The 24,624-nt window shown below is 69.8% G+C and carries 20 protein-coding genes and 1 pseudogene; 7 read left to right on the forward strand and 14 right to left on the reverse strand.

What is annotated here, in order from left to right; all coding sequences use genetic code 11:
- Positions 1–95: 95 nt before the first annotated feature.
- From ACWCPF_RS43755 to tap, 4 genes and pseudogenes are all read right to left on the reverse strand, one after another.
- Positions 96–781: pseudogene (locus ACWCPF_RS43755) on the reverse strand (IS5 family transposase); the annotation flags it as partial.
- A 306-nt stretch (positions 782–1,087) separates the two neighbouring features.
- Positions 1,088–1,321 (reverse strand): transposase, encoded by a 234-nt coding sequence (locus tag ACWCPF_RS43760; RefSeq protein ID WP_451050733.1) that lies wholly within the window; start codon positions 1,319–1,321, stop codon positions 1,088–1,090.
- A gap of 327 nt (positions 1,322–1,648) precedes the next feature.
- Entirely contained in the window at positions 1,649–2,206 is a 558-nt protein-coding gene (tpg, locus tag ACWCPF_RS43765) for a telomere-protecting terminal protein Tpg (RefSeq protein WP_451050734.1), read from the reverse strand.
- A 6-nt stretch (positions 2,207–2,212) separates the two neighbouring features.
- On the reverse strand, positions 2,213–4,399 hold the full coding sequence (gene tap, locus ACWCPF_RS43770; protein ID WP_451050735.1) for a telomere-associated protein Tap: 2,187 nt from the start codon (positions 4,397–4,399) through the stop codon (positions 2,213–2,215).
- A gap of 121 nt (positions 4,400–4,520) precedes the next feature.
- On the opposite strand from tap, the gene ACWCPF_RS43775 reads away from it, so the two are divergent.
- Positions 4,521–6,353, forward strand: coding sequence for a zeta toxin family protein (locus ACWCPF_RS43775; protein ID WP_451050736.1), 1,833 nt, complete (start codon positions 4,521–4,523; stop codon positions 6,351–6,353).
- Here the strand turns inward: ACWCPF_RS43775 and ACWCPF_RS43780 are convergent.
- Together ACWCPF_RS43780 and ACWCPF_RS43785 are read right to left on the reverse strand one after the other, a co-directional pair.
- Positions 6,317–6,595, reverse strand: a complete 279-nt coding sequence (locus tag ACWCPF_RS43780) for a hypothetical protein (RefSeq protein ID WP_451050737.1) — start codon at positions 6,593–6,595, stop codon at positions 6,317–6,319. The two genes, ACWCPF_RS43775 and ACWCPF_RS43780, sit on opposite strands and share 37 nt — an antisense overlap.
- Positions 6,596–6,625: 30 nt before the next feature.
- Positions 6,626–7,570 carry an ETEC_3214 domain-containing protein gene (locus tag ACWCPF_RS43785; protein ID WP_451050738.1) on the reverse strand — a complete coding sequence of 315 codons (945 nt, stop codon included), beginning with the start codon at positions 7,568–7,570 and terminating at the stop codon, positions 6,626–6,628.
- A gap of 124 nt (positions 7,571–7,694) precedes the next feature.
- Here ACWCPF_RS43785 and ACWCPF_RS43790 point away from each other — a divergent pair, with 124 nt between their 5' ends.
- Positions 7,695–10,364, forward strand: coding sequence for an ATP/GTP-binding protein (locus ACWCPF_RS43790; protein ID WP_451050752.1), 2,670 nt, complete (start codon positions 7,695–7,697; stop codon positions 10,362–10,364).
- Positions 10,365–10,731: 367 nt separating this feature from the next.
- Here the strand turns inward: ACWCPF_RS43790 and ACWCPF_RS43795 are convergent, their stop codons facing one another.
- The 3 genes from ACWCPF_RS43795 to ACWCPF_RS43805 form a co-directional block, all read right to left on the reverse strand.
- Entirely contained in the window at positions 10,732–11,559 is an 828-nt protein-coding gene (locus tag ACWCPF_RS43795; protein ID WP_451050739.1) for a DUF3800 domain-containing protein, read from the reverse strand.
- A gap of 504 nt (positions 11,560–12,063) precedes the next feature.
- Positions 12,064–12,261, reverse strand: coding sequence for a hypothetical protein (locus ACWCPF_RS43800; RefSeq protein WP_451050740.1), 198 nt, complete (start codon positions 12,259–12,261; stop codon positions 12,064–12,066).
- Positions 12,258–13,508, reverse strand: a complete 1,251-nt coding sequence (locus tag ACWCPF_RS43805; protein WP_451050741.1) for a hypothetical protein — start codon at positions 13,506–13,508, stop codon at positions 12,258–12,260. Before ACWCPF_RS43805 ends, ACWCPF_RS43800 begins: the two co-directional genes overlap by 4 nt.
- Before the next feature lie 500 nt (positions 13,509–14,008).
- Here ACWCPF_RS43805 and ACWCPF_RS43810 point away from each other — a divergent pair, with 500 nt between their 5' ends.
- The gene (locus ACWCPF_RS43810) at positions 14,009–14,581 is read left to right on the forward strand and encodes a hypothetical protein (protein ID WP_451050742.1); all 573 of its coding nucleotides are present in this window, start codon (positions 14,009–14,011) and stop codon (positions 14,579–14,581) included.
- Between the two features lie 4 nt (positions 14,582–14,585).
- Positions 14,586–15,491, forward strand: a complete 906-nt coding sequence (locus ACWCPF_RS43815; protein ID WP_451050743.1) for a DUF4231 domain-containing protein — start codon at positions 14,586–14,588, stop codon at positions 15,489–15,491.
- Positions 15,492–15,845: 354 nt separating this feature from the next.
- Here ACWCPF_RS43815 and ACWCPF_RS43820 read toward each other — a convergent pair whose 3' ends face one another.
- The gene (locus ACWCPF_RS43820; protein WP_451050744.1) at positions 15,846–16,445 is read right to left on the reverse strand and encodes a DUF6417 family protein; all 600 of its coding nucleotides are present in this window, start codon (positions 16,443–16,445) and stop codon (positions 15,846–15,848) included.
- Positions 16,446–16,763: 318 nt separating this feature from the next.
- On the opposite strand from ACWCPF_RS43820, the gene ACWCPF_RS43825 reads away from it, so the two are divergent.
- On the forward strand, positions 16,764–17,444 hold the full coding sequence (locus ACWCPF_RS43825; RefSeq protein ID WP_451050745.1) for an HNH endonuclease family protein: 681 nt from the start codon (positions 16,764–16,766) through the stop codon (positions 17,442–17,444).
- Positions 17,445–17,530: 86 nt separating this feature from the next.
- Entirely contained in the window at positions 17,531–17,905 is a 375-nt protein-coding gene (locus tag ACWCPF_RS43830) for a hypothetical protein (RefSeq protein ID WP_451050746.1), read from the forward strand.
- A gap of 659 nt (positions 17,906–18,564) precedes the next feature.
- Here the strand turns inward: ACWCPF_RS43830 and ACWCPF_RS43835 are convergent.
- The 4 genes from ACWCPF_RS43835 to ACWCPF_RS43850 all read right to left on the reverse strand — a co-directional run bounded on the left by ACWCPF_RS43835 (position 18,565) and on the right by ACWCPF_RS43850 (position 22,619).
- Complete coding sequence (locus ACWCPF_RS43835; protein WP_451050747.1) at positions 18,565–18,936, reverse strand: fic family toxin-antitoxin system, toxin component; 372 nt, start codon at positions 18,934–18,936, stop codon at positions 18,565–18,567.
- Positions 18,933–19,232: a hypothetical protein gene (locus ACWCPF_RS43840; RefSeq protein ID WP_451050748.1), complete on the reverse strand. Its 300-nt coding sequence runs from the start codon at positions 19,230–19,232 to the stop codon at positions 18,933–18,935. The genes ACWCPF_RS43835 and ACWCPF_RS43840 overlap by 4 nt, the downstream gene beginning before the upstream one ends.
- Before the next feature lie 232 nt (positions 19,233–19,464).
- Complete coding sequence (locus tag ACWCPF_RS43845) at positions 19,465–21,735, reverse strand: N-acetylmuramoyl-L-alanine amidase (RefSeq protein WP_451050749.1); 2,271 nt, start codon at positions 21,733–21,735, stop codon at positions 19,465–19,467.
- Between the two features lie 632 nt (positions 21,736–22,367).
- Positions 22,368–22,619 carry a transposase family protein gene (locus ACWCPF_RS43850; protein ID WP_451050750.1) on the reverse strand — a complete coding sequence of 84 codons (252 nt, stop codon included), beginning with the start codon at positions 22,617–22,619 and terminating at the stop codon, positions 22,368–22,370.
- A 431-nt stretch (positions 22,620–23,050) separates the two neighbouring features.
- Here ACWCPF_RS43850 and ACWCPF_RS43855 point away from each other — a divergent pair, with 431 nt between their 5' ends.
- Complete coding sequence (locus ACWCPF_RS43855) at positions 23,051–23,515, forward strand: hypothetical protein (protein ID WP_451050751.1); 465 nt, start codon at positions 23,051–23,053, stop codon at positions 23,513–23,515.
- The last annotated feature ends 1,109 nt before the right edge of the window (positions 23,516–24,624 follow it).

Here is a 24,624-nt window from a genome sequence, read left to right on the forward strand (position 1 = left end):
TTTCGGATCCAGGTAAGTCATCCGGCCCAGAAACCTCCTTCCGAGTTCCTCCCGGCTCAGCCGGGGATACAAACAGGGCGCCTCGTGGCGCACAAGGTGCGCTCGACCACCCATCGGTATGCACCCAGACCGCTGCCGTGGGGTGTGCCGCGTCGGGCGATAACGGGGAGGATCTGGCGGGCCCGGACCTGGTCTCGGTAGATGTCGTGGTCGTAGCCTCGGTCGGCGAAGACCGACTGGGGCTTGCGACGGGGCCGTCCGGGCCTGCCTCGGACGGGCGGGACGGCGTCGAGCAGGGGCGTGAGCTGGGTGATGTCGTTCCGATTGCCGCCAGTGAGGATGACCGCGAGCGGTGTGCCGTGCCCGTCGGTGATCAGGTGGTGCTTGGAGCCGGCCCGTCCCCGGTCGACTGGCGACGGGCCGGTCTGCAGCCCCCTTTTAGCGCCCTGACATGGCTGGAGTCGACGACCGCTCTCGACCAGTCAAGGCGGGCAGCGGCGTTCAGCTCGGCCAGCAGTACTTCGTGTAGCTGTTGCCAGACGCCGGCCTCGTTCCAGTCCCGCAGTCGGCGCCAGCACGTCATACCGGACCCGAAGCCGAGCTGCTGGGGCAGGTGTTCCCACTGGATGCCTGTGTGCAGCACGAACAGGATCCCGCACAGCACCTGCCGGTCTGGGACCGGCTTGCGGCCCGGGTATCTGAACCGTCTCTCCCGCTTCGGCAGGAGCGGCTCGACCCGCTCCCAAAGGTCATCCGATACGATCCACGGCGAAGCCCCCATGGCCCAGACAACGCCGAACTCCCCGACCGGACACGGTCACCAGGACCGATCCACCTCATTGTGTTAGGCGTTCTAACACCACGGCCATGCGGCCCAACGTTATCCGCCATTGCATGGCCGAGGACGAGGCAATGCATCGTCCATGCCGGGCCGTCAAGCTGCCGCGTGACCGCTCAGTCAGCTCGGCTCGGAGCTTGTGGTTGCAGGATTCAGCGCGGCGCCAGCGGTAGTAGGTGGAGGCGGGGATGTGCAGTTCCCGGAGGACGGGCTCGGCCCCGAAGCGGTCCTGGTGCTCGTCGATGAGCTTCAGTGGTGTCGCCGGGTCGGGTCGAGCTCCTGGGCGAAAAATGCCGAGGCGGCCTTGAGGATCTCGCATGAACGCCGCAGGTCGGCGTTCTCCTTCCGCAGGGCGGCCGGCTCCTGCTTCTCGCTGGTGGTCAGCCGGTCGTCACGCTCGCCGTGGTCGGCTTCGTCCTGACGGATCCAGTTCCGCAGGGCCTCCGGGTGCACTCCGAGCTCTCCGGCCATCCGGCGGATCACGGGCTTCGTCGGGTCCGCTGCGCGCTACATCTGAACCGCACGCCGTCGCAACTCGGGCGGGTACTTCATCGGTGCAGCCATCACACAAGGCTCCCTTCTCGCGGCCCATCAGGTTGTGAACGGCAACCTTCCGCATGTCGGGGGAACCTCAGACAGACACTGACAGCTTGATCGCCGCCCACCGACCACGGTAGCGGGATCACCCGCCGGCCCTGTTCAACGCGTGGCCCGCCAGGTCTGCCACTCCGCCCGCCAACTCAAGTGCTCACTCGCCAAGTGCAGCGCTCAGTCTCAAATGCCGGGGACGAGGCGTATTGGCGGGCTCAACTACAGCTCGATCTGGATGTGCTCCATGTCGGTGAACTCCACGCCCAGACCGTGGGCGCGGGTGTTGTTGTTCCGGAAGTACATCTCCGCCAGGCCCTCGGCTGCGATGCGCTGGAGCTGCTGCTCGTTGGCTCCGCCGTCGCGGGCCTCGAAGAGGCGGTCTGCCCAGCGCGGCGGCAGGGCCTGTGTGATGTCGCGGATCCGGGCGTCGTCGGTCGTGCCCGGCGCGGCCGTGAAGCCGAAGCGGGCCCGGGTGGAGACGACCAGGCCGCCGGTGCTCGCGGCCCGCTTCTTGGCCTTCGCCCGGATCTGCGGCTGCCACCGCTTCTTGACCTCACGTTCTATGCGGTCGCGCAGGTCGCGGCGGGGCCGCTTGAACTTGCCCGCGACGTAGCGCTCCACGGTGCGCTGAGACACCCCGAGCGCCTGCGCGGCTGCCTTGGTGCCCTTGAGCTGCTTGACCAGGTACTTCATCTGCGCCTGGGCGCTCTGCGGGATGCGGCGGGTGAACGCCCCTTCCAGCGCCTGGTCCAGGCTGTCCCCGAGCGAGTCGGCCATGGTCGGCTACTCCCCTTCTCCGGCGGTCGGGTCGTTCTTGATGAGGTTGGACAGGTTGAACACGCCGCCGTGCTCCTCGAACTGGGCTTCCGCCCACAGCACGGTCTGGGTGCCCTGGTGCTTGACCATGCCCGGCGAGATCCCGAGCCGGAACGTGCCGGGTGCGGGCTTGCCCTCGTCCGTGTACGGCAGGACGTCCAGCGGGCTGGGGCCGGTGGAGGGGTAGACGATGGCGTCGGTGCCGATGGCGACCGGGTAGAGGTCGGCCGCGGCGGCGGTCTTCATCAGCTTGCGGTGGATGCCGACCCGGAAGTTGGCGAGGGCGGCGGCCCGGATGTCGGGGCGCCACGTCTCCCGCTTCAGCGCCGGCCACGGCTCGTAGTACGGCACCTGGCCCCGGTTGCGCTGCCTCAGCTTGCCGATGCCGCCCTTCGCGGTCGCCTTGATCGCCTTCACCAGCAGCGCCAGCGTCGGGTCCACCTGCTTGGAGCGGGCCATCGCGTCCAGGAACTCTTGGCCGCCCATCGCGGTGGTGACGCCCAGTTCCTCCATCACCGTCACGTACGCGTCGCGCAGCCGGTTGTACCAGGGGTCCAGGTAGCGGCCGTTCTCCATGCGCACGTGCGCCTCGATCGGCGTGACCTCGAAGCCGAGCTCCACCGCGTACGCCACGGTCGGCGTCGCGTACCAGGCCGGGCCGGTCGGCCGCTCGCCCGTCGGCGTGAACGGGCTGGGCAGCCGGTCGCCGTCGACCGTACGGCCGTTGATCTGCACGCTGGACAGGTCGACGTGGCTCAGGTCGACCAGCCACGAGCCGGGCAGCTTCGGGTCGAACGCCGGACGATCGAGGCGGGTGGGGCGTCCCAGGCCGACGGTGAGGCCGTTGACGGCCGCCGCGAACGCGAGGTTCACGTCGATCACCACCAGGTACGGCTTCATGCACTCGTCATCGGTCAGATCCCGGCACCAGTCGTACGGCTCCTCCATCAGCATCTGGTCCGGGGTGCGCAGGTGGTGGCGCTCGTACTTGCCCTTGAGGAGCGGGTGCTCGTCCGGGACTTCGCACTCCACGTGCTCGTACACCGCCGTCAGCGCGTCCGCGTTCTTCGCGGGCTTGAACGCGCCGGTGGCCTCGTCCTTCTCCGCACGCGTCGGCGGGCGCAGGGCGGTCATCAGCTCGAGGCCGGTGGTCGACACGGTGCCGCGCGGCGTCGTCACCAGCTGCGCGTACATGCCCAGGTACCGGGCGAGGTCCGCGGGGTGCATGGTCGGGATCTTCGGGTCGTTCTTGTCGTCCCACTCCCGCGCGTCCAGCGCGTTCCAGGACGGGATGCACAGCTGCACGCAGCGCCGCTTGGAGCCCTCGGGATCGCGGTAGACACGCGCCCACGGCCCGAACCCGCGCTGGGTGAGCTGCAGTTCAGCCTTCTTGATCTGCTTGACCACCTTGTGGCTGTCCGGGAGCCGGCCCGCGCGCCGCTCCTCATCCGACAGGGCGGCGGGCAGGCCGTAGCGCTCCAGCGCGGCGGGTGTGAGGACCAGGACGGGGTCGGCGTCACGGCCGTTGCGGTGCAGCCGCGCCTGACCGAGCTTCGCCTCGGCAAGCGTCCAGTCGACCAGCGCGGGCAGCGACTTGGCGGGCACGTCCAGGACCAGGCCGCCGACGCAGTACGCCGACACCTGCCCGTCCTCGCAGTCGACAACGGCGAGCGGGCCGTTCTCGAAGCGCGGGTCCACGGCGGCCGCCGTGGTGGTCTTCTTCGCCGCAGCCTTCTTCGCACCCGGGCGCCGCGACGACGTGGCCGGCCTGGTGGTGCTCGCCGCCGGACGGGCGGGCGCCTGCGCGGCGGCCGGAGCCGACGGAGCCGGGACAGCCGGGGCGGGCACGGCAGCGAACGCCTCCGGCACGGCAGGTTCGCCAGGCGCCTCGCCGTCGGGGGCGGGGAAGCGTTCGGCCAGCTTCTCCAGGAGCTTCGCGTAGGCGGCGCGCTGCGGCGGCCGCGGTTCGGTCCGGCCGGCCTCCCAGTTCCCGACCGCCTCACGGCGTGTGTCGAGAGCCTTCGCGACCTGGGCCTGGCTCAGCCCGGCAGCCTCGCGTAGACGCCTGCGCTCGGCAGGCGGCGGCAGGTCGTCTTGGGCGACCTGTTCCAGCAACGCGTCCACGTTGCTGAGCAGCTCGTTCTCAGTGGGCACAGAGCTCACCTCCACTAGACACCCTACACCAATCGCGCATTGGATCGCTCATTGATTCGCGCATAAATCGCTCATGATGTTACGTTGATCGCGCAGTGCGGGGCGGGAGACAGGAGGCGTGGTGCCAGGACGAGATGGGGGCTCGGTGGTGCTCTCCGAGCAGGAAAGCTTCGATGTGCTGCACCGCGTGATCCTTCCGGCTGCGACTCAAGACGCCGTCGCCCAGCCCCGGCCGGTCGTGGTCGTCGTCGCCGGACAGCCAGGCGCCGGTAAGACGTGGATCGCCGACCTCGTCCAGGCGGTGCTGGACCGGCGTGGTGGCGCGGTGCGGGTCGGCCGGGACCTGTACAAGCCGGTCCACCGTCACTACGCCCACGCCCTAGCGGCCGACGTCCGTACGGCCGGAGCCCTGGTCCGCCCAGACACTGCGCAGTGGCAGGCCGCCGTCGAAGCCCACGTCCGCGAGATGGGCTTCGACGCCGTGGTGGAGTCGGCGCTCTCCGACCCGGACGACTTCCGCAACTCCTCCACCGCCTACCGCGCGGCCGGCCACCGGATCGAGGTCGTCGCCGTGGCCACGTCGGAAGCCCTGAGCCAGCTGGGCATCGTGGACCGCTTTCTTACCGAGGCTGCCGCCAGAGGCCGGTACGTGTCCTGGGAGAACCACGACAGCTGCGCGAAGAACCTGCTGAACACCCTGGCCGTCATCGAAGCCGAACCGCTCGCTGACCGCGTCACCGTCGTACGGCGCGACGGCACTCTGCTGTACGCCAACGAGCTCACGCCCGACGGCGATTGGCGTCGCCGCCCCGCGGCGGACCGCGCGGTGCGGGTGGAACGGGCGCGGCCGTGGACCGCCCCCGAGACTGCCGCATTCCGCCGTGAACTGGCCCGCGCCGACCGGCGTGTGCACACCGAGCTGACCGAAGAGGACAGGCGCCTGGCTGTACAGCGCGACGGCGAACGTGCGGCCGCCTGGTCCGAGCCGGTGCGCCGCATCGCCCAGCCCACCACCTCACCGCCCGGGGTCGCCTTCCACCGGCTGTCGGCCGACGAACACCGCTGGATCTTCGACGAACTGATCACTCCGACGGTCCTGGCAGGCGTCACGCCCCGGGACGACCCGCGCGCCGTGTACGTCCTGGGACAGCCCGGGGCGGGCAAGATGCGGGCCGCCAGGATGGTCCGGCGCGCGATGCGGACCGGTACGACCCGGCTGGTCGGCGACGACTTCAAGGCCTCGCACCCTGACTACTTCCCGCTGCTGCGCGACGATCCCCGCAGCGCCGGGGCGGCAATCCGTACCGACTACCGCGCCTGGTTCTCCCGGGCCGAGGCGTACGTACGCCGTCGCCGCGGCGACGTCCTGATCGAGGCCGCCCCCGGCAGCGTGCAGGAGTTCCTCGACACCGCAGTGCCCTTCGCGGCCGACGGCTATCCGGTGGAGCTCGTCGTCCTGGCCGTGCGTGCAGCCGACAGCCGTCTCGCAACCGCGCTGCGGTACGCCCGGGCGCTGCAGATCGGCGGCACCGGCCGGTTCACCACGCGCTCCGGGCACGACACCTGCTTCCGGGCACTTGCCGATGTCGTCGCCGTCGCCGAGCGGCACCCGCAGATCGCGGCCGTCACCGTGATCCGCCGTGACGGGCAGGCCCTGCTGCGCCAGGAAGCCGACGGCGCAGGCCGGGCATCGTGGGCGCTCGCCGCGGAACGGCTCCGCCCATACACAGAACAGGAGGCCATGGCGTTCCTCCAGCTCCACCACGCGCTGCGCCGGGCGCTGCCCCGCCACCGCGGCGAACTCGACGACATCGCCGCGCTCGCCCGGCCCCTGATGCCGCCTCACATGCAGCCGGCCCGCATCGACCGGCCGCACCCGCCCGTCTGGCCCCTGCCCGTACGGCGGCAGCCCACCGGCTACGGCTCCTTGAGCTCCTTCAGCCGGGCCGCGTAGACGGCGGCGATCCGGACCGCCTCCTCCGGGGCGGCGGTCGCCAGCTGCGCCTGATCAGCGAGCGCGGCCTCACGGCCGGCCTGCAGCGCCTCGATCCGTTCATCGTCGGGCACCGGTGCGCGGCGTTCCGCGATGATCTGAGCGTTGTACCAGCCCATCACCTCCCGCACGATGTCGTCCGCCTGCTGATCCTCGCCCCCGCCCAGGCCGGAGAAGTCGGGCTCATCTGGTGTACCGGGCATGGCAAACTCCTTTTGATCTTGATTGGGCGGTTATTGTCCCCTCCGCCTCAGAGGCCTCGGCCACCACGGTCTGCGGCCCTGCTGCCGCTTCTCCGAGAGGCGGTACCTCCAGGCCCCGCGCCAGGTTCGGATCCGCCGGTGAACACGGCCGATCCGGCTGTCGAGGACGTGGTACTCAGGATCGGCCAGGCGGACCAGGTCCTGGTTGACACCCAGGGAGAGACCGAAGAACGTGCCCTCCTGGACTTCCTCGTACAGAGCGATGCCGCTGACGACGACCGTGTTGATCGGCGCGCTCGCCCGGTACTGCTCACGGGGCTTGGGCAGCAGCAGTGTGTGACGGATGTCCGAGTCGTCGAACCAGTCGTCAGCGACGGGGAAGGCGTTGGAGCCGAAATCGTTGACGCCCACGTACCACGAGCGGTAGCCGCCGATGTTGCCGAAGTAGTGTTCCTCGAAGTAGCCGTAGCGGCGGTTGCCGAGCCAGGCCCGATGGTTGACGGTGCTGTCGTCGGGGAGAGCCGCGAAGGTGCTCTTTCCCAGTCGGATCCGTGCTTCGTTAACCCGCACCCAGGGCCGGAACCACCAGCTGGTCGTGGTGATCCCGTACATCACCACGATGTCTTCCTCACACCAGGTGACCAGGTAGCACAGCTTCGACAGGAGCCAGGTCCGGACGGCGAGCTCGACCTTCCGCTCCCCGTCATCGGTTCCTTCGGGCTGCTCGTCCGGGGCGATCCGCGTGCACGGCATCGTCGACTCCCACCTCGGCTTGCCAAGCAGGGAGTCGACGATGCCGTGCCGCACGCCCGGGGTTATCTTGCGGAGGCGGGTGGTGACATAGCGTCGGCGGCCGACGGTGCGACGCCATCCCTCGGTCAGCGTTTTGGTGAGGGTCCAGGTGGCGACCAGGACTCCGGCCACCTGCCAGACGTTGAGGGTGGTGCTGTACCAGGGCTCGGGATCGGGCTTCATCGCTGAAGAATGCCGTACCCCCGTGGCCGGCCGCAGGCTGCTGCCCCGGAGCAGGCGGGCTCCCCAACCGGCATGCGGCGGGCATAGGTTGGAGCCCGCAGGTGATCATCATTCGGGGGTGGGTGTGGCAGGCCGGGATCTCAGGGCCCTGTTCAGTACGAACGACTGCAGTGTGCAGGCAGATGAGGCGTTCACGAACCGTGCCGCGCAATGGGAGACGGTCGTTGCCGCGCTCACCGCCCACCTTCAGCACGTCGCCTCCCCCGCTTTCGACGCCGAGGACCTCGAGGCGCCCCGCACCAATGTGCTGGTCTTCCACGGCGTCGGTGGGATCGGCAAGACCACCTTGTCGAGGACGCTGGAGGCCGCGCTCGCCGACGCCGGCCGCAGGCCTTCCCAGTGGGGCGCACCGAGCTGGCCGGCCGACCGGCTCCTGCCCGTACGCATCGACCTCGCGCGGTCCGCCGGCACCGACTTCGAGCAGATCGTGCTGACCGTCCGGGCCTCCCTCACCCGGATTGGGCGCCCCCTGCCCGCCTTCGATCTGGCGCTGCGCCGCTACTGGGAGGCCAACCACCCCGGCGAGCCGCTGGAGGAGTACCTGCGCCGCGGCGGCCTCGGCTCCCGGTTCGGGCAGGCACTGCCACAGCAGATGCAGTCCGCGCTCGCCGACGTCGCCCAGGCGCTCATGCTGCCCGGCACCGTCGGCTCGGTCGTCGGCCAGGTCACCGGAGCCCTGATCGGTGCGCTGCGCGAACACCGCCGGACCGTACGGGCGTTGGCCGGCTGCACCCGGCTGGCCGACCTGCTGGAGGCCGAACCCGACCTGGACGCCCTCTCGTTCTATCCGCACCTGCTGGCGTGGGAGCTCGCCCGTCTCCCGGAGGGCAAGAAGGTCGTGCCGGTCGTGTTGCTCGACACGCTCGAGGACATCGGCGACCGCACCCGGCGTGACCTGGAACGGCTGATCCAGCGGACGGTGTGGCTGATGCCGAACGTCTTCTGGGTGATCACCGGCCGTTCCCGCCTGCAGTGGGCCGACCCCGCGCTGCAGGGCCAGCTCGACTACACCGGACCCGCTGCCTGGCCTCACCTCGCCCCCACCACCGTGCCCGCCGCCCGCGATCCCGACCGGGCCGGCACCGTCGGACAGGTGCTGGTCGGCGACTTCTCCTCTGAGGACTGCGACGACTACCTCGCCCGCCGCCTCACCCGCGACGGCCAGCCCCTGATCGGCGAGCCCGTCCGGCAGGTCATCACCGCCCGCTCGCACGGCCTGCCCCTCTACCTCGATCTGTCCGTCGCCCGGTTCCTGGAACTGCGCCGCACCGGCCGCACCCCAGGGCCGGCCGACTTCGACCACGACTTCCCCGCCCTGGTCTCCCGCACCCTGATCGACCTCACCCCCGACGAACGCCACGTCCTGCGCTCGGTAAGCCTCCTGGACGCCTTCGACGTTCCCCTCGCCACCCGCGCCGCCGGCCTCGCCCACGAAGGCCCCGCCCAGCGGCTGACCGAGCGGCCCTTCGTCCGCGAGAACCCGTTCGGCCTGTGGCCCTTCCACCTTCACGGCCTGATCCGCTCCGCCGTACGCAACGCCCAAGACACCACGGACGACCGCTGGACCGACCGGGACTGGCAGCAGGCTGCCTGCCGCGCCTTCACCGCCCTGGGCGAGCAGCACCAAGCCGCAGCCGGACCGGACCGGCTTCTGCTGATCGCCTTCCTGCGCCAGGGCCTGCGCCTGGCCCGCGACCACCGCCTGGACCTCGACTGGCTCACCCCCGCGGCCTGGACCTACGTCGGCGACTCCGTGTGGGAGCCCCTCGCCCCACCCGACACCGACGACGCAGGGCTGGACACCGCCGCCGACGCCTTGGTCGAACTCCTCAGCGCGCTCGCCCGCCGCCAGCACCAGCACCGCTCGCACACCGTCACCCGTCTCACCACGGTCATCGACAGCCGCCTGCTCCCCGACGACCTCCAGCACATGGCCTTGTACTACCGGGCCAAGGCCCACCGCGACCTCGGGGACAGTCCGGCCTCCCGCGCGGGTATGCAGGCCGTCGCCGACGGCCGGGGCCGCCTCGCCCCCGCCGCCCGCCGCGGACTTGCCCATCTCGCCCGCATGGCCGGAGACTTCCCCACCGCGCTGGCCACCGCCGGCACCCTGGGCTGGGAAGGCCGCCACCACCGCGTCGAAGGCGACATCTGGTGGCCCCACGGCGCCATGGACCGCGCTGCCGCCGCGTACGCCGCAGCACGCGACGAAGCCGAACAACACGGTGTCACCGGTGAGCGCGGCAACAGCCAGGCGCACCGCGCCTTCGCTCTGGCCTTCGCCGACCCGGTCGTCGCGGACTCCGAGCTCGCCCTCGCTGAGCAGCTTCTGGCCGGCGTGGATCTGCGCGCCACCACCCTGATCACCTATATCGCGGCGCTCGCCCGCGACGCCGGCCGCACCGACGCCGACGTCGACGACCGCGCCCAGGTGCTGCGCGCCGAGATCCGTACGGCGGGCGTGACGTACGCCGAGCTCGCCCTGGACCTCGCTCTCGCCTTCCACCACGCTGTCCGCGACGACCAGGACCAGGTGGCCGCGTCGATCGCCCGGCTGCGCGAGAACACCCACGGCGGTGACTTCGCCTACTACAGCGACATCGCCGCCTTCATGGCCGGCGTGGCTCCAGCTCATCTATCCGGCGCTCGGTGGGTCGACAGCGAGCCAGCTACCCGCCAGCGATGGCGGGCCCTGGTCACCGCCCGCCGCCGCCACATGCGCACCAGGCAGTGACCCGTGGCCGCTGGCGGTGTCGCGCGTCCGGTGGAGGCCGCCAGCGCAGGTCCCGACCGGAGGCGGTCGGGACCTGCGCTGGCGGTGGCGTGACAGCCCAAAGAGGGCAGTCCCGCCAGAGAGGGTGATAGAGGCGCCTGCGACCGCTGTACCTGCTTTGACCTGCTGGTTATCCGCACCCCGCAAGCTTTAGCCCATATCCAAGCCGGGTTGAATAAGGGCTAAAGCTGGTATACTTCTTCTTGTCGAAACGCTGCAGGAGCCCCTTGGTGGGCTGCCGGGGCAAAGGCCGGAACCAGGGAACTGGATCCCTCCACCCGTTGAGGTGGCTGTGGCCCCCGGGAGTCCCCCAGGGGGCTTTTTGCTGTCAGCCTGCCCGCCACTCAGGCCACCAGACGCGCCCGGTGACGAAGCTGTCGTCTCCGATGATTTTGACGCCGTAGCCGAGCGGCGAGCCGTTCCCCGCCCTCCGGAGCTGGTGGCCAACGAGGAGCAGGTTGTCGGCGCAGGCCCGGTCCTGCGGGTCTCCGCTGAGTGCACTGTTCAGGATTCCGGCATGGATGTCGGCCAGCTGGATGCCGTCGCGCTGGGTGCTTTCCCAGATGAGCGGCCACTTGATGAAGTTCCAGGGGACCTGGTAGCTGGTGAGACCGGCTGTTTGGCGCACGTAATTGAGGTAGTCCGCCGTGGTGGTGTGGTCCATGTGCTTGACGGTTCCGAGGCGCACGATCGCTAGACGTGAACCGCCAGGCCAGTAGCTGGCTGCGAAGGCGATGCGCTCGAGCAGCAGGCGGGTTGTGTAGTTGTAGAACACGCCTTTGTCCTGCCGCATGCCGGCGTCGGCATTCACGGTGTCCTTGTGGGCGATGACGTGGATGACCATCGCGTTGGGCATGAGGGCGAGCGCTTGGGCCGCCTGCCGACGACGGTCTATTCGCTTCGCCTTAAAGTGCTCAACCCAGTGGATCGGCTTGAGAATTCGCTGGGGTTCCGCGCCGTGTACGAGTGCACGCAGGCCGCCAGCAGTCAGCTTCACCATCCACTCGTCTTCCTGAGGGACCAGGAGAGCGGTCATGGCGAAGAACGGCGACTGTGCTCTGCTGGCCTCGCTGAAGCCGCGGTCGCCTGTCTCGTCCACGTAGACGTGCAGCTTGGGCAGCTGGCCGAAGCGGGCAGGTGCGGCAAGGCTGATCATGGCAGTGCCTTGGACAGCGCCGGAAGGCCGGCGGCCGCGTCACGGTGGGCTAGCACCACTGGAGGTCCGAACTCCTCTGGTCGCGGCCCCCGGTGGTGACGGCCTCCGGGGGCTTGCTCTGTCGATCGTTACCGTCCGGTCAACTCCAGTCACCCGCCCGGTTGGACGACGTTACACCGAATGGGGCGTTCTTCACTTCCTAGATCACTCCGTCCTCACTTCGTTTCATGCCGCCCGCCGTTCGGGGAGTGGCAGCCGCAACGCCTCCGAGTGCCAGTACTGCGTCGAGCAGTCGGGGCAGCGAACGCCGACGGTGCCGAGGGTGACCCCAGGAGTCGAAGGACGTACGGCAGGGAGCAGGGCCAGGCGATCGCGGCGATCGCCCGGTCACGCGAGAACACCCGCGGCGGCGATGCCGAGGCCTGGTCACCGCCGACCGCGACGCCCTGCGTACTTCACTGTGACCACGGCGTGGGCCCGGGGGTCCTGCCCGCCCGGGCCGGTTCAGCCGATCACGGACCGTGCGAAGGCGACCGTGCCAGCGAAGGCGCCCCCGGCAGCCAGTACTGCGACAGCCCATGCGTTCCCCGCCAGCACAGTCAGCACGCCGGCGGCCACGGCGATCTGCGTGCCCAGCATCAAGATGACCGCGGCACGCACCGTCACCAGCGGCTCCTGCGATCGGTCGGACGGCGCACTCACGGAAGCTCCTGACGGCTGTTCTCGCGCCTGCGCCACTCTTTGCCGAGGCGGTGCAGTTTGCGTCGGGCCCGCTCTCCTTGCACCTCATCCTGCTGCACCAGATCCGACGCTTTGGGCCATGTCATGGGGTGGTGCTCCGACCAGGCACGGACCAGGGCTTGTTCCTGCTCGCTGAGCTGTCCCGCCACGTAGCGCACCGGAGCGGTTTCGAACTGCTGGGCCCAAGGAACGAGACGGGGGATCACCAGATCCTCCGGCCCGGGACCGGTGTCCCGCTGCTCCCAGCCCTCCGGGATGTGACCGATCGAGGCGCCGCGGATCTGGTGATCGCGCTCGGAGTCGCAGCCCTGGCTGGCGTACCGGACCAGGACCCTGCGCACCGACTGATCGTCGGTGAGGTCGGCCTCCTGCTCCCACGCGCGCTCGAACATCGCCACAGCCAGGGCCTGGCAGTGGTCCTCCAGCACCGGCCACAGACGCAGGCAGCGGCGCAGGAAGTCCTTCATCGGCTCCGTGTCGCCCGTCATGTACGCGTCGAAGGCGTAGCGGGCCTCGGCAAGGACAGACGGCCTCAGCCGCTTCGCCCAGTCGGCGACAGACCGGACTCCGGCGAAGAGGTCGGCCATATGGCCGCCGATGAGGTCTGTCATCGGCGGCAGGGTGCGCAGGACCTCTTGCATCATCCGCGGCGCTCCCACCTGGATGGCGAAGCACGGTGCGAGCGTTTCTGCCACCTTCGCCAGACTGGGCAGCCGGGGAATCAGAGCCGGGAGACCTTCGAACACCGGGGCCAGGCCGCAGTGCGACTGCCGACCGAGGTCGCCGAGGCCAACCAGCGGGTGGAAGGCGTCAGCCATCGACGTCAGGCGGGCAGCCGATCCCAGCACGCTTGCCAGGCTGTTGACCTGCGGCTCGATTACGGACAAGGCCGCCCTGGCCGGGTTGAGTCCGTCCAGCCGCCCCAGGGTGTTCACGACGGAGGGCAGTGCCGAGCTCACGGTCTCGGACAGCGAGAGGATCTGGGGCTGCACGCCAGCCAGCGCCGACAGCGCGGCGTTGCGGGCCCCCAGTCCGTCCAGCAGCGACTGGCCGACCTTGGGCAGCCGGGAACCTGCCAGCTCGATGCCGACGAGAGCCGGGGCGAGGCCGAAGTTCGCCCGCTTGGTGAATTCGCTGAGCATCGAGCTGAGACCGACCAGCGACTGGAAAGAGTCACTGACGCTGGACCAGAAGGCGGCCGTGTCCACGACATCAACCAGGCTGCCGGAGTTCATCACGGCGTCGTCAAGTGGCGGGAAGACGCAGTGCTCCAGGCCGGGCCCGTCCATCGGCGCTGCGAGTCCGGTGTCGCCCGACTCATCGAGCGCCACATTGTCGGGCGATCCACATCCTTCCGCTGAGGGAACGAGCAGCGCTCCTGTTGCGGCGGACGGCTCTGCAGCAGGCCGCCGATGAGCGGCATCCTCGGGTGCCGAGTCCGGCGTTGAAACCGCAGGCATCTCGGGCCTCCTTTGTTGCTTGGGTAAGTCTGTTCACTTACCTGCGGCGGGAGAGAGCTGATCCGGCACTCAATTTCCCGACACCCGTTGTGATTCACGTCACATCGCACTGTCTGGCGGCGCTCCCCTTTCACCAGCCCAGCCCAGCACACGCCGCTTGAAGGGCTGGCCGATCATCGCCCTGACACCGCATCACTCCGCGTGGCAGGGTCAGCTGCGATCACAAACAGCTGAGATAGGGGGCTTCCGTGGACGCGCGGACGTGGGACTGGCTGGTCAGCGTCGCGAAGGAGACGTACACCGCCTCGCTGGGCGAGGGGGTCGTGCCGCGCCCGCTCATGATGCCGCTGGTGCGCGGCGAGCTGGTCGGTCGGATCTGGGTCCGCCCACTCAAGGTCGGCCAGGACGCGCTCGCCGGGATCGCCGAACTCGCGAACATCGCCGCCGCGGCCGGCGCGGACGAGGTCGTCCTCGCCTGGGAGAGCCAGGACGCAGCCACCGCCTGCAAGCAGCCGATCGTCGGTCCGGCGCCGTGCCTCAACATGGTGCTCGCCACCCGAGACGGACACGTCCTGCACCAGTTCCCCTACACCGAGCAGTTCCTGTCCCGCAGCGACGAAGGCTGGGCGTCGGTCGCCCCCGACTGGAGGCCGGCCCCCGCGCCGCAGCCTGGCGGCGAACTGGTGCCGCCCATCCAGGCCGCGGCGAACTTCTCCCTCACCCCCATCGAGCTGGACCACCCCGACCCGTTCGGCGTCACCGTCGTGCTGATGGAAGAGGACGGGTACCGCATCAGCCTGACCGAAGCGTTCGCCCGCTGAGCCCGTGGCACGCGACTTTGACGACGACGCGACCCGCCGCATCCAGGACGCCAACGAACTGTGGCTCGCCCGCCAGCGGGACGCCGACGAACGGATCTACGTGGTGACCACCAACCTCGTCATCGACGCACAGGAGAAGCTCGCCCGACGCCGGCGGCTGGACCGCGTCTGGCGCGCCGGGGCGGCCGTCAGCTGGCTGTCCTTACTCACCGCCGTCATCGGCACAGGCATCGCCTGGCTCACCACGGGCGACCCGGCACGGTTCGTCCTGGGCGACCTGATCTGCGGCAGCCTGCTCCTGATGTCCCTGCTGGCGCTGGTCGGCGTGCACTTCGCCGGGCGGGACCTGCCCACCCTCCAGCGCCTCCAGGCGCAGCTCGCCTCCGCGCAGGAGTCGCTGTGGAAGCAGAAGGCCAAGAGCAACCCGGACGTGGACGACCGGCGCAAGCTCTACCGCGAGGAAGTCACGACCGCGATCGAGCAGTACCAGGCCGACAGCCGCAAGTACCGGCGGATCCACAACAGCCTGCAGACCCTCATCATGATCGGCTCCGCCTCCACGACCACGATCGCGGCCCTGGACACCGGTAGGGAACTGACCTGGCAGAGCGTCACCCTGACCGTCATCAGCTTCGCCATCACCGTAGCCGCGATGTTCACCGGCTACTACAAGTTCCGCGAGCGCAGCTACTTCCTCCAGCAGACCGCCGACGCCATCGAGGAGGAGGCCAACGCCGTCCGGCTCGGCATCGGCCCGTACAACGAGTTCGGCGAGGAGCGGGAAGCGGAGGCGCTGAAGCTGTTCACCCGGCGGGTCGAGGACCACCGCAACGAACAGCGCCGCCGCCAGCAGCAGTTGGACCAGCCCGCCGACCAGGCCGCCCCCTCCAGCCAGCCACCGGCGGCCTGACCAGACTCATCCCCCCGCCGGCCTCCTCTGCGCTCGGACCGTGCGGGGACCGGCGCTGCCGCACTCTGGCCCCGCGCCCCCAGGGCAGGAACAGGGCCAGCGCCGCCAGGACCTGACCCAGGCCCGGAAAGATGTGCGGTAAGTCCTCGGGCCGGGCCTTCGCCACCACCGCCCGCGCCACGACGGCGACCACGGTGAGCAGCACGACGATGACCGAGAGCGCGGCGAGCAGAACGTAGGCGGGTACGGCAGACGCAAGATTTGGCACGAGGACCTCCGGATACAGGTAAAGCCCCGACGGCTGCCGGGGCTTTCGAACACGGGACATGCAGGGTTGGGTGCAACCCCAAAGCATTACCGATAGTGATCTTTTGGCGTGTGGGCGGACGTGAGGGGCAACGCACTGGGGCGGTGCGTGACGGCGTACTCGCGGCTGAACCGGTTGGCCTCCGAAGCGGACCCTGACAGCCTGTGCAGCCAGAACCCGTAGGCGGCCGACTCCATCTGCTCCCGCGTCAGATACAGCCGCCACCGGCCCCCGTCGCGCACCGCCGCCCACACCTGCTGGGCGAGACCCGGCGCCGGCGGCGTCCTCAGCTGGCCGGCCGTGCCGACGAACACCTGCAGCACCGCCATCTGTGACGGCAGCAGCTCCACCAGTCGCTGCCCCGGCTCGAGCCGGGACGCTGCCGGGTCCGGACGGTTGCGGGCGTAGGCGAGCAGGTCGTGCCCGGCCGCCGACAGCCGTACCGCCCAGCCCACCGCACCGCCCTCCCACGCCGACAGCTCCGCGCGCGTCTCCCGGTCCGCCCTCTCTACCAGGCCCCGTTCGGCGAGGCCGCGCACGCTGGGGAGCAGCGGCTCCGCCACTGTGTCCAGCACCCAGCCGTGTTCGAGCTTCTCCTCGCACGCCAGCACTGCCTCAAGCGCGTCAAGGATCTTCTCCGCCCGCACCTCGTTCGTCCCTTCGCTGTTCCAGCTGTCTCCGTGCCGGCCCCGCGCGGCGTTCTCGGCGCGAGGGCGCCGTACGCCGCTGTGTCCGGCAGCGGTTCACGGCGAGCCCGCCCGCCACCGCACCCCGCGGGCCGTCCGGGAGACAGAGTTCCCCGCAACGGCCGGTGTTCCGTCTTTCGCCCGACCGGGCCCGCCCGGAGGGCGATCATGTGACTTAACGCCCGAGCGGGTGACAGGACACCCCCCGGCTGGGCGCGGCATGCGCAGGAACCGCTACGAAGATCACCGACGGTCTGTGATCTCCGGAAAGGGACCCCTGTGCGCACTCGCACCGCGGTCGCGGCGGCCGCCCTGCTCGCCCCCACCACCGCCGAAGCCCACACCCCCGTGCCGGCCTTTGCACCGCAGCGGTACGCCCCCGGCGACACCGTCACCCTGCCGGTCCGCGACGCCCTGGCCGCGCTCACCGTCCAGGACGAAGACCGCACCGGCTACAGCCGCGCCCTGTTCCGCCACTGGATCGACGCCGACCGCGACGGCTGCAGCACCAGGGCCGAGGTCCTCATCGAGGAAGCCGTCACCGCCCCGGAGCAAGGCCCCGACTGCACGCTGAACGGCGGCGCCTGGTTCTCGCCGTACGACGACACCGCCTTCACCCAGGCCCGCGCCCTCGACATCGACCACCTGGTCCCCCTCGCCAAGTCCTGGGACTCCGGCGCCTCCGCCTGGACCCCCGCAGAACGCCAGGCCTACGCCAACGACCTCGACGACCCCCGCTCTCTGATCGCGGTCTCCGCCGCCAGCAACCGCTCCAAGTCCGACCAGGACCCGGCCACCTGGCAGCCGCCCGCAGAGGGCTACCGCTGCACATACGCCACCGACTGGATCGCCGTCAAAACCCGATGGGGCCTCGCCGTCGACCTCACCGAACAGGCCTCGCTCACCCAAGTTCTCGACGGCTGCCCGGATACGGTCATCGAGGTCATCCGGGCACGGTGACACTCTCCAGCAGACGGCCCGGGCGCAGTCGGTGATCTTTTCCACCCGGGAAGCGTTGGACGGGTGTGAAGCTGTCGCCGAAAGCCATGCCCGGGATAGAGCAGCATGCCGAGGCGGCTGCCGAGAACGCCTGCCATCTCGCCGACACCACAGCGCCGGAGAGCTGGAGCGCGACGGCCGCCGACGACGCTCTGGACGCGATCGACACCCTCGCCGGGGCGCTGTCCGCGCTCGGGCCGGACGTCGCGGCGGCCCTCGCACCGGTGATGGCCGCCACCGCCGACGGCACGCCGCCACCTCGGACTGGCCGACGACGAAAAGACAGCGGCCACGGTGGAAGCGCCGGGCCGATGGAGCTCCGCACAGCGTTCCCGGCGGCGGCGCGGACTGGGGCCCGGGTTCAAAGGGATCCGTACGGACGGCTGACCAGCAGCAACCAAGGTCGCCAGCCAGGACGATGAGCGCCTCACCCGCCCACTCGGGATGCCTGAAGAAAAAACGATCATATGGATCGGCCACTGGCGAAGACCTTGAGGATCGCTGCCTGCCGGGTTAGCTTTCGGGCACCTGCCAGCAAACCCTTCAGGAAGTCGACATGCCTCGCCGGACGCCGGGCGAGATCAGGTCTCAGCTGCCGCTTCGGGACACAAGCCACGCCAGACGGACCGTCATACCGGGGCTGTCTGCATCGGCAAACCGACAGATTTTTCAGTTCGAGCGCGAACGCGGCCTGCCCAGAGGCGACGTCGCGCTCGCGTTCCGACGCTGGACTCTGCGGGCCGGCCGACCACGTGGGGCTGAAGAGTGGCACCACGGATATTCGGACGTCCCAACCGGGCATATCCGCACACTGCTTGAAGTAGCGGCATGGAACCTGCAGGCCCGGGCTCGACGAGAGCTGCGAGCCGCGCTGGACCCTGTCGACGCCCGCGTCCTCAACCGGACGGTTAACGACCCTTTCGCCCCAGAGCATCTGCCCTGGTGGCACCGTCGTATCGAAATCTGAGCCAGCCAGAACGCGCCCGGCCCTGCCGAGCACTTTCTATATCGGTGGCCCGGCCATCCTGCCGACGCCCGTAATCAGGATGCTCAACGCCGACAACGGCACGGATCCGGAGCCTCAGCCGGTGGACCAGGCACGCAGCTGTGCGGCGACCTCCTGGACGCGGGCGTTTTTGTTCTTGCTGCGCCTGACCAGCGCGAGAGCTTCCTTCGGCTCGTAGTACAGGTGCTGGCCGTTGGTGTTGAGGAAGGTTTCCGCGGCGAGCCAGGCGAAGAAATCGTTCCTCGCCTCGAGCGGTTCGTGCAGTGCGATGGACTCAAGCATGGCCGCAGCCTTGAGCCAGTCGCTCGCGTACACGTCGCGGCCCATGTAGTGGGCCTGGACGCGGGCGCAGACGGCGTCCAGCACGCCCAGGTCCAGGCAGGCGGGGTCCCCGGGGAGGGTCTGGGCGATCTGCAGGAGTTCTTGCGGAGTGAGGAACCGTGTCACGCGGCGTGACCGTGCCGGGCGCGGTGCAGGTCGCGGCTGCCCATCGGCGCCGGGTCGGGCCAGGAGGCCGTGCCGGTGTCGGCGGCACGGGCGTCCTGTGCGGTGAAGACCTCGGCGAGCTGCGGGACGCGGTCGCGGGCCTGGCCGAGGGCCTTGAGGAACGGGTCGTCGGCGGCCGCGAGCGCCGCGTCGCGCACGAAGTCCTCGGGGGACTTGCCGACGATGCCGGCGGCCGCTTCGACCCGCGCGTACTCGTCCGGCTCGAAGGGCGGTACCTGGCGTCCGTTCTGCTCCATACGAGCGACGGTACCAGCGGGCCGGGATCCCGGAGACTGCGATGTCCTTCCTTCTTGCACGCGGTCCCCGACACCAGGCCAATTCCGGCGCGCGAGGAACCCGCGCGGGCCAGTGCATACAACGCCTGGTGGCGTGAGCCCTGCTGGTCTGGTCAACGCGCTGCCGGGCCGCTGTTCTGAGACACGGCGCTGAAGTGACCTCCGGGTGAGTGCGGCTGCGTTTTTCAGGCTCCTACCGCAGGTAGGCGATGCCGTCGGTGGTGATCGTGGGACGCCCGCTCGTCGCGGAGACGACGATCTTGACGGTGTGCTTGCCGGCGGAGGACCAGCTCTTGGTCCACAGGGCGTTGCGGTAGGCCGTGGTGGTCGACTTCAGGTCGACGGTCGCGGTCTTGGTTCCGTCCACGTAGATGACGGCCTGTCCCGAGGTCGCGGCACGCGAGACGATCCAGGACACCGAGCGGCCGGTGAACGTCCAGCTCAGTGAGGCGTTCTTCGTGGAACTGCTGAGCGAGGCGCCGCCGAGGTAACTGCTGGAGGCCTTCTTGGTCCAGGTGCCGGTCCTGGTGGCGGCCGTCTCCTGGACGATCACCGCGGTGCCCGACGTCGAAGCGGCTGCGGTGTTGCCCGCGAGGTCCTGTGCGGTGAGGCTGAAGGCGGTGGACGCGCCGGACTTGGCGGTGAGCGAGGCGCTCGTCGTGGTGGGACCGTAGGTCTTCGCCACGGGGGCGGTCAGCCGGACCTCCTTCAAGCCTGCGGTGTCGGTGGCCTTCCAGGCGAGCGTGACCGGCACAGCGGCGGTGTCGACGGTTCCCGTACGAAGGGACAGCGTCGGCTTGGTGCCGAACACGGGCGGGGTGGTCTCCGCCGTCACCGCGAGGCCGGCCGAGGTGGTGGTCTTTCCGGACTGGTGGGTCGCGCGGACCTGCACGGTGTGGCTGCCTGCCGCGAGGGTGACGGCTGCGGAGGTCGCGGTCCCGGTCTTGGCGGCGGCGCTCTTGCCGTCGACGAGGACCTCGTACTTCGTGATGAGGGAAGACGGCGTGCTGGCGGCCCAGTTGACGGTGATGGCCCCCTTGGTCAGATAGGTGCTCCCCGACAGGCTCGCGCCGGTGACCGACTTGACGGCGAGTCCGGCGACGGGACCGGCGGCCCAGGCGCGCAGGGTCGGCAGCTGGTTGTACAGGACCGTCCCCGGGCACTCCGTCGCGTAGGCGTCGCGGTGGCCGGAGATCCGATTGAAGACGGCGGACTGCCCGAGTGCGAACTTGCCGTTGGCCTTGGTGGCCGTCAGCGTCACCTTCCCCAGGGGATCCGCCCTGTACTGGCCGAGCTTCCAGGCCGCCAGACGGGCCAAGGCGGCTTTCGCCGCGCTGGGGGCGTCCGCACTCGTGTAGGTGCCGATCACGGCGATGCCCGTGGTGTTGACGTTGAACCCCTCGGCCTGCGCACCGATCACCGGCCGGTCGATGCCGCCCTTGCGGCCCTCGAAGATCGTGCCGCACTTGTCGACGACGAAGTTGTAGCCGACGTCCTTCCAGCCCTGATTCAGGTGGAGAGCGCGCAGGCCCCGGACGATGGCCGCGGAGTCGGAGCAGGAATACGTGTTGGTCTGGGCGGTGTGGTGAATGAACACGGCGTTCACGGCCGTGCCGTAGTCGGGGGCCTCGGTGTTGAGGGACTCGTCCGCCCCCCAGGCTGCCCGGCTCACGACGGGGGGCTGCGGCACGGTGGACACAGGTCCTGCCGTCGTGCTCGGCGACGCCGTGGGCGTCTGCGACGCCGAGGGCGCTGCCGACGTCGGCGGAGTCGAACTGACCTCCGGGGAGGCCTCGGTGCCGGTGGGCGCGGGGGTGGCCGAGGTCTCGTCCTCAGGCGCGGACGGTGTGGCTGTGGGCTCGGGCGTTTCCACCGGGGCAGTCGAGGACGCGTCAGGGCTGGTGGGGGTGTCACCGGGCTCGGGGCTCTCCCCCTCCATCACGTAGGCCGCCGCCTCCATTCCCGTGCGGGGGGAGGCACCGGGATCGACCACGTCCAGCCGCAGCCCGGCGGGCGGCGTGCCGCCGGCGGCGACCTTTATCTCCACCCCGTCCGACGGGCCGAACCAAGCCGCCTCCGTGGCCCCGCGCATCCCCTCGCGCGCCGCGTCCTCCCCGCCTCCGCCGTCCAGTTCCAGCGTCACCCAGGAGGACCACTTCCCCGTCCCCACGCCATGGACCCGGGCCTCGACCGCACCGCGTAGACGCGCCCCGGGGGCGTCCCACGACAGCCTCAGCATGCTGAACGGTTCGACATCACGCCGGCTCAGCGAGACCCGGCCGGTGCCATCGGCGCCCAGAGCGGTCGACCGGACATGGGTGACGACCGGCTTCCCCAGCCCCTTCGCCTCGGACTTCGAGCCGGCAGCGTCCTGTACCTGGACGACGACCACCCCCGCCGACACCGCAGTCGCCACCGCAACCGCACCCCACACCAGACGCCGCTTCACGCAGCCCACCCCCATGCACCGGTCGCAGCAACAGACGACGGACCCACAGAAGGCGGCGCGTGTCTCAGCCGCCCGGGCCCGGGAAGGGAATCTACACGGCCAACTGGCCCTACTGGTCCGGGAGTTACTGCCGATGCTGTCCCCGACGTATGCGGGCCTGGGCCCTGCCCCGAGGGGAAGGACCCAGGCCTGCGCGCAGGTTTGTGCCGGTCGGCGAGGAATACCCCGCCGACCTGCGGGACGGACGTCGTGCGGCCGCGAGCAGCCTGAGGCCAGGAATTCCCTGGTGCATGCTGGACCGCAGTTCTGAGGGGCCAGCGAGGCTGGGTGGCTGCGGTCGTACCCTTGGTGTGCCTCCTGTCCAGTCTGGTCAGCGACCGGTGGCGTTTGATCTTCCGGCCGGTCCGAGCTCGGCCATCAGCTTTGTGACAGTGTTCACGGACACCCGCCAGCTCCGGTGCACTAAAGCGTGTCGCACAAGGCCGTGTTCGGGCAGGTCAGGGCCTGTGATCGCATTCTTCTGGTCATGATGCGAGTGCTAGGTTGTGCATGTGGACCACGGCCTGGACCGCGTGATGGAGGCCTTCGCCGCGCTGCCGGCAGTCACGAAGAATCTTGTAGTTTCTCCATTCGGCCGATCACATGCTCTACTCGGGCCCGGACCTTGCGGTGGGCCGCGTTGTCGTCCTCCTTGCCCGGGAGCAGGGGCCGGCGGGGCGTTTACGGTGCGGCACGACCATCCCGCAGTTGAGGTAGTCTCCGTCGCCGAGGACGGTCACGTCCTGGCAGTGCTTGGCCAGGCCGGAGGCACGCCAGACGTGGGCATCCGCGGTGGTGCCGGGCATCGGACGGGCCGCCGCAATCACGAGGCGGGTATCGGCGTCCACTATGACCTGCACGTTCGCGGGGAACCGGTAGTTGCGGCTGGACGCACCGACGTGCCGGTCGCAGACCGGGACCAGAAGTGCCGTCCACGATCCACAACCGGTCAGCGGTATCAGCCGGGCGGGCGACGGGCTCCAGCGCGAGCAACGGTCCGAGCCTTTGGATCATCCTGCACACCGTTGACGACGAGACACCGAACAGCGGGCCCAGCTGCCGCATGGTCAGGGGGTCATCCTCAGCCCCGTGAACGTCTCCACCGACACCCGTTCAGCCTTCAACACCCCAGCCATACAGCGGAGATGCCCAGTTCACGGCCTTATGCAACACGCTTTACGCGCTGGGCACGTATGAGTGGGCAACTCTCCCCAGCCCGGACGCCTCCAGCACGTCTCCTCCTCGCAGCGAGTTCTGGCACGCCTGAAACGACCGGTCACCGACGAAGGTCATGCGTGTCGGACCTGCCACAGCGGTCCGCGAGGCATGGGAGGCCGCCTCACCCGAGAACGCCGAGATGATCGAGCGGATCCGCAGCGCCCACCTTGACGCCGACCTCGCCGGCGTCGACCTGCTCGCCCAGTCCCCCATGGCGTGCGGCCTGCGCGGCCTGATCCTCGCCGTCCAGGTCGCCGACGACCGGATGCTGTGCGCCGCGATGCGCGCCTGTACCAAGGGGAGCGGGACCCTGATCCTGCTGATGCAGCGGGTGCCGGACAAGCCGGAGATCCTCCGAACGCTGATGGCCAACGAGATGTGGGACGAGTGGGGCCGCGCCGGGGGCTTCGTCCCGGCCTTCGGGGCGGGCGGCGAGGCCGCGATTGCCATCAGCGTTGTCCGCTACCTCGCTCTCCCGGGGGGCCTGGAGCGGTACCAGGTCCTCATGGAACGGCTGCTCGCCCAGTCCGCAGCGTGAACGGGTCCTGGCACGAACGCCCACCTCCGGCGCGGGCCCCGGGCTTTCCCGCCTTCAGAAGGAGAGTGCCGGGGCCGCCGGTTGCTACCAGATCGCGGTGTGGTCGACGGCCGTCGTACCCCTTCCTGTTCCCTGGCCGCAGGCGCTTGCGTCAGTGGATCACTGGCAGGGTGTTATGGCTTCCGCCGCCTCCTCGGCAGCCGCGAGGTTCCACGCGGCGGGGCCAGCCGCATCGGCGAGCGCGCAGGCGGCGTCGGCGGCCTCCGCTGCGAGGTTTTTGACGCCGGGGGCGGCGTGAGTTATCCGGGATGCAAGGTGCGTGGGTGGCACGCCGGGTCAACGAGGGGACAGGAGACGGTGTCGGCCTCAGCTGTGACGGTTCGGGTTGCGCGGGTCGCGCCACATGAAGCACCAGCGCCCCACGTAGTCCTTCGCCGGTTCGTCGTGGTTCCAGTTCCAGAACGTCCGTAGGTAGACCTCCGGCTCAGGCCCCAGCGGCCTGAGCCACTCGGCGACGGCGACCCGCTACCAAGGGGTCCGCGGGCCACCCGTCCCGTTCGGCTCTACCTCGACGACCCGGCCGGCCGCCGGACCCTGCATCAGGATCGCCTGCTCGCTCATGCCCGGGACCTCACCGGCCCGGAGAGGCCTGGCCGCCCGGAGAGCGAGGACGGGGCGGCCGTGCGCACCGGGCTGGTGCGCTGGCTGCCTGTAGTCCGGGGGACGGCCCGGTCCGTCGAGGGCTGGGACCACGCACATTGCCTCGTAGTTGAGCAGAAAGCGGTACACGTACTCGACGGCAACTTGGGTCCTGCCCACGCCTCCCATGCCGGACACCGCTGGCGACTGCAGCGCGCAGATCGCCCGCAGCCACCGGGAAGGCCGTGCTGCAGAGCTCCAATCCCTCCGTCTACTGGGCCGATTTGCAGGTCCACAGGAGCGCTGTGGCTTGCCGCCGGGTGTGGAATGTGTCTTTCCGTATTTGTGACGCTACGTCATGTGATCAAGGTCATCTGCGTCCCGGACTACTTTGCGAATCGATCACTGGTTCTTTACATCAACCAGACAGGGATGGATTCGTGAGACCTGAAGAGTTGCCCTCTGCCGTG

The sequence above is a fragment of the Streptomyces sp. NPDC001858 genome (genome assembly GCF_053594615.1).

Coding starts and splice junctions, on each gene's coding strand:
- tpg (WP_451050734.1), bottom strand. CDS start 2,206: ATGGCCGACTCGCTCGGGGACAGCCTGGACCAGGCGCTGGAAGGGGCG.
- ACWCPF_RS43780 (WP_451050737.1), bottom strand. CDS start 6,595: ATGCCCGGTACACCAGATGAGCCCGACTTCTCCGGCCTGGGCGGGGGC.
- ACWCPF_RS43785 (WP_451050738.1), bottom strand. CDS start 7,570: ATGAAGCCCGATCCCGAGCCCTGGTACAGCACCACCCTCAACGTCTGG.
- ACWCPF_RS43795 (WP_451050739.1), bottom strand. CDS start 11,559: ATGATCAGCCTTGCCGCACCTGCCCGCTTCGGCCAGCTGCCCAAGCTG.
- ACWCPF_RS43830 (WP_451050746.1), top strand. CDS start 17,531: ATGCCCGGGATAGAGCAGCATGCCGAGGCGGCTGCCGAGAACGCCTGC.
- ACWCPF_RS43840 (WP_451050748.1), bottom strand. CDS start 19,232: ATGGAGCAGAACGGACGCCAGGTACCGCCCTTCGAGCCGGACGAGTAC.
- ACWCPF_RS43845 (WP_451050749.1), bottom strand. CDS start 21,735: ATGGGGGTGGGCTGCGTGAAGCGGCGTCTGGTGTGGGGTGCGGTTGCG.
- ACWCPF_RS43855 (WP_451050751.1), top strand. CDS start 23,051: ATGCGTGTCGGACCTGCCACAGCGGTCCGCGAGGCATGGGAGGCCGCC.